Source organism: Pseudoalteromonas sp. Z9A4 (assembly GCF_011378845.1).
Taxonomy (GTDB): domain Bacteria; phylum Pseudomonadota; class Gammaproteobacteria; order Enterobacterales; family Alteromonadaceae; genus Pseudoalteromonas; species Pseudoalteromonas arctica.
Window position 1 is genome coordinate 1 of record NZ_WTLA01000051.1, and the last position, 3,537, is coordinate 3,537.

At 38.6% G+C, this 3,537-nt stretch carries 4 protein-coding genes; 1 reads left to right on the forward strand and 3 read right to left on the reverse strand.

Going from position 1 to position 3,537, the window contains the following annotated elements; all coding sequences use genetic code 11:
- Window positions 1-425: 425 nt before the first annotated feature.
- From GQR54_RS19335 to rph, 3 genes are read right to left on the reverse strand one after another with little or no spacing between them, the layout of a single operon-like run.
- Window positions 426-806, reverse strand: a complete 381-nt coding sequence (locus GQR54_RS19335; RefSeq protein WP_007583384.1) for a diacylglycerol kinase — start codon at window positions 804-806, stop codon at window positions 426-428.
- A gap of 56 nt (window positions 807-862) precedes the next feature.
- Window positions 863-1,507 carry an orotate phosphoribosyltransferase gene (pyrE, locus tag GQR54_RS19340; RefSeq protein ID WP_166379692.1) on the reverse strand — a complete coding sequence of 215 codons (645 nt, stop codon included), beginning with the start codon at window positions 1,505-1,507 and terminating at the stop codon, window positions 863-865.
- A gap of 18 nt (window positions 1,508-1,525) precedes the next feature.
- Complete coding sequence (gene rph / locus GQR54_RS19345) at window positions 1,526-2,239, reverse strand: ribonuclease PH (protein ID WP_002958890.1); 714 nt, start codon at window positions 2,237-2,239, stop codon at window positions 1,526-1,528.
- A gap of 179 nt (window positions 2,240-2,418) precedes the next feature.
- Between rph and GQR54_RS19350 the strand changes: the two genes are divergently transcribed.
- Window positions 2,419-3,279, forward strand: a complete 861-nt coding sequence (locus tag GQR54_RS19350; RefSeq protein WP_002958889.1) for a YicC/YloC family endoribonuclease — start codon at window positions 2,419-2,421, stop codon at window positions 3,277-3,279.
- Window positions 3,280-3,537 lie beyond the last annotated feature (258 nt).

Below are 3,537 nucleotides of genomic sequence, written 5' to 3' on the forward strand. Positions count from 1 at the left end.
GTTTGCCTCGCTACCTAAGTAGCTTGGCTGTTAGAACTCAATCTGTACGAGTGCCCACACAGATGATTGCTTTATATTGTTAAAGAACGTTGCGATTATAAAGCTAAACTTTATCTCGCTAGGGCTGCGCATGTTACGCTTTCCTATTTTTTTGTCAACACTTAAATTTAAACTTTCTAAAAAGGTTCAATCTAAGTTTTACTTAACACCCTGAGTTGTTCGTGCCTCGCTATGCGTTGGCGTTTCCCGTCTCAGTGGGGTCGCATTATAGGGAGATCCGAAAACAGATCAACCCTTTTTTGAAGAAAACTTGAAATAATGTACTGTTCGCTGAGTATTTGAGCTAAACACGTTAAAAACACAACATAACTAGCAAATTATTAACAACTAAAGGTGTTTAAACTTCACCAATATTAAAAGTGAGCTTAAACGATCTTCATATAAAGACTTACACCCCATATGATCAATACGATCGTTAATGAAAGTGTTACGGCTGCAGATCCCATATCTTTAGCTCTACCTGACAATACATGCAATTCTGTACTTACTCGATCTGTTAATGCTTCAATGGCAGAGTTTAGCAATTCAACTATTAGAATAATAAGCAGTGAGCTAATTAGTATTGCCCAGTGTAATAATGATGAAGCAAGCCAAAATGAAGTGGGGAATAATATAAGGCTTAGTAATAGTTCTTGTCTAAATGCAGCTTCTTCTTTAAATGCTGCTTTAAAGCCAAGATAGGAGCAATAGGTTGCTTTGAAAACGCGTTTGAGGCCTAAGCCGTTTGGTTTTAATACATCTTTCATTAATAAACTCTATGAATGAAGGTCAAAATAAAGCCCCGCACTGCGAGGCTTTTTATTTATGCTACACCGTATTGATCACGATAGGCTTTAACTGAGGCTAAATGTTCGTCCATCGTCCCTTGAACTTCAAGGTAGCTAATAAGGTCTGCTAATTTTACAATAGAAATTACTTTGGTATTAAAGTCACGTTCAACTTCTTGAATAGCTGATAACTCGGCTTTACCTTTTTCTTGGCGATCTAATGCAATTAAAACACCACTAAGGTCTGCACCATTTTGTGCAATAATTTCCATGGACTCACGAATAGCGGTACCTGCGGTAATTACATCATCAACTAGCATTATTTTGCCATTGAGTTCTGAACCCACCAATGTACCACCTTCACCGTGTGCTTTTTTCTCTTTACGGTTAAAACAGTACGGTACATCTTTATCATGGTGATCTGCTAATGCAACTGCAGTTGTTGTCGCGATTGGGATACCCTTATACGCGGGACCAAATAGTACATCGTACTCTATCGATGAATCTTCTAATGCTGATGCATAAAAACGACCTAAACGTGCTAAGTCACGACCTGTATTAAACAAACCGGCATTAAAAAAGTAAGGACTTATGCGCCCAGACTTTAAAGTAAACTCACCAAATTTTAATACCTGCTTCTCTAGAGCAAATTCTATAAACTCTTTTTGATAATCTTTCATATCTAGTGGCCTACCTATTTATGCTAATGCTTGCTTTTGTACGTCAATGATTTCACGAATAGAATGTTTAGCTAAAGTAAGTAACTCATCTAGCTCATCAAACGAGAAAGGTTCGCCTTCGGCTGTACCTTGAATTTCTATAATTTTACCTGTTTCGGTTAAAATTACATTCATATCAGTTTCTGCTGCTGAATCTTCAATATATTCTAAATCGCTAATTGCTTGGCCTTTGTATATACCTACTGAAATAGCCGCAATCATATGTTTAAGTGGGTTTGAATTAATCATACCCTTGGCACGCATATGCGTTAGCGCATCAACAAGTGCAACACATGCACCACTTATAGAAGCAGTACGTGTACCGCCATCTGCTTGAATTACATCACAGTCGATAGTGATTGTGTTTTCGCCAAGTGCTTTTAAATCAACAGCAGCACGCAGTGCACGTGCAATTAAACGTTGAATTTCCATAGTACGACCGCCCTGCTTACCACGTGCAGCTTCTCGAGCATTACGCGTATGCGTTGCTCGCGGTAACATACCGTATTCAGCATTGATCCAACCTTTACCCTGACCTTTCATGAAACGAGGAACGCCCGATTCGACAGTAGCTGTACAAAGTACTTTGGTGTTACCAAACTCAACAAGTACTGAGCCTTCAGCATGCAAAGTATAATTACGTGTAAATGTAACAGGTCTAATTTGGTTAGGTGTTCTTTCGCTTGGACGCATTGACGATCCCCTTAATTCAGAATTTGCGACATTATAAGTGTATGTGGGTATAGATACCATGCTGATTTAAATAAATAGCTGTATGCAAAATATTCAGTGTATTAAATTTTCCCTAGAGCTTAAGCGGTGTTACGGTATAATCATCGTAATATTGTATTTATAAATTTAGGAAAATATCCATGATCCACAGTATGACAGCTTATGCGCGTCGCGAAATAAAAGGCGATTGGGGAACTGGCACTTGGGAAGTTCGTTCAGTGAACCAGCGTTACCTTGAAACATTTATTCGCGCACCAGAGCAATTTCGTGGCATGGAGCCAGTTATTCGTGAGCGTTTACGCAAACACTTACAACGCGGTAAAGTTGAGGTTTTTTTAAAGTTTGTAGCAAATCCTGCCCATGTTGGTGAGCTATCAATTAACCAAGCCCTTGCTGAGCAACTTATAAATAGCGCGAAATGGGTTCAACAGCAAAGTAATGGCGACATTAATCCTGTTGATATATTACGTTGGCCTGGTGTTATGGAAGCTGAAGAACTTGATATGGATAGCGTTAATACAGCACTAATTGCTGGTCTTGATCAAGTAATCGAAGATTTTAAATCAGCTCGTGGCGATGAAGGTGCAAACCTTGAAGAAATGATAGCAATCCGCCTTGATGCGATTTTAGAGCAAGTAGAAATTGTAGAAACGCACATGCCTGAGATTGCTAAGTGGCAGCGTGAAAAACTGGCTCAAAAGCTAGAAGACTTAACAGCAAACATTGACGAGTCACGCCTTGAACAAGAACTTATTTATCTTGCTCAAAAACAAGATGTAGCTGAAGAATTAGATCGTTTAAAGTCTCACGTTAAAGAAACTAAAAAAATCCTTAAAAAAGGTGGCGCATGCGGCCGCCGCCTAGATTTTATGATGCAAGAATTTAATCGTGAAGCTAACACGCTAGCATCTAAGTCTATCAATAGTGACATCACTACTGCCGCTGTAGAGTTAAAAGTATTGATTGAACAAATGAGAGAACAAATTCAAAATATTGAATAGTTTTCAGCCAATTATGGCATATTCATAACTTATCAAAACCCGGGATAGGCTCGGGTTTTTTATTAATACCAATAATATTTTGAATGTTGTTACCAAGCATCTTCGTCTAATGTGAGATTCTCACCTCCAAATCACTCTTTATTTTAGTCATTAAAAAGCCCGACTAAGCTCTAACACCACTCGTTTAAGAACGAGTGGTGTTTTTTCGTTTATACCTAACTGGATATTTTTGTGTCTTTGCGAGCACCGTTCGCGGAT

Excerpts from the sequence above, each read along its gene's own strand:
- rph (WP_002958890.1), bottom strand. The coding sequence starts at position 2,239 with ATGCGTCCAAGCGAAAGAACACCTAACCAAATTAGACCTGTTACATTT.
- pyrE (WP_166379692.1), bottom strand. The coding sequence starts at position 1,507 with ATGAAAGATTATCAAAAAGAGTTTATAGAATTTGCTCTAGAGAAGCAG.
- GQR54_RS19335 (WP_007583384.1), bottom strand. The coding sequence starts at position 806 with ATGAAAGATGTATTAAAACCAAACGGCTTAGGCCTCAAACGCGTTTTC.
- GQR54_RS19350 (WP_002958889.1), top strand. The coding sequence starts at position 2,419 with ATGATCCACAGTATGACAGCTTATGCGCGTCGCGAAATAAAAGGCGAT.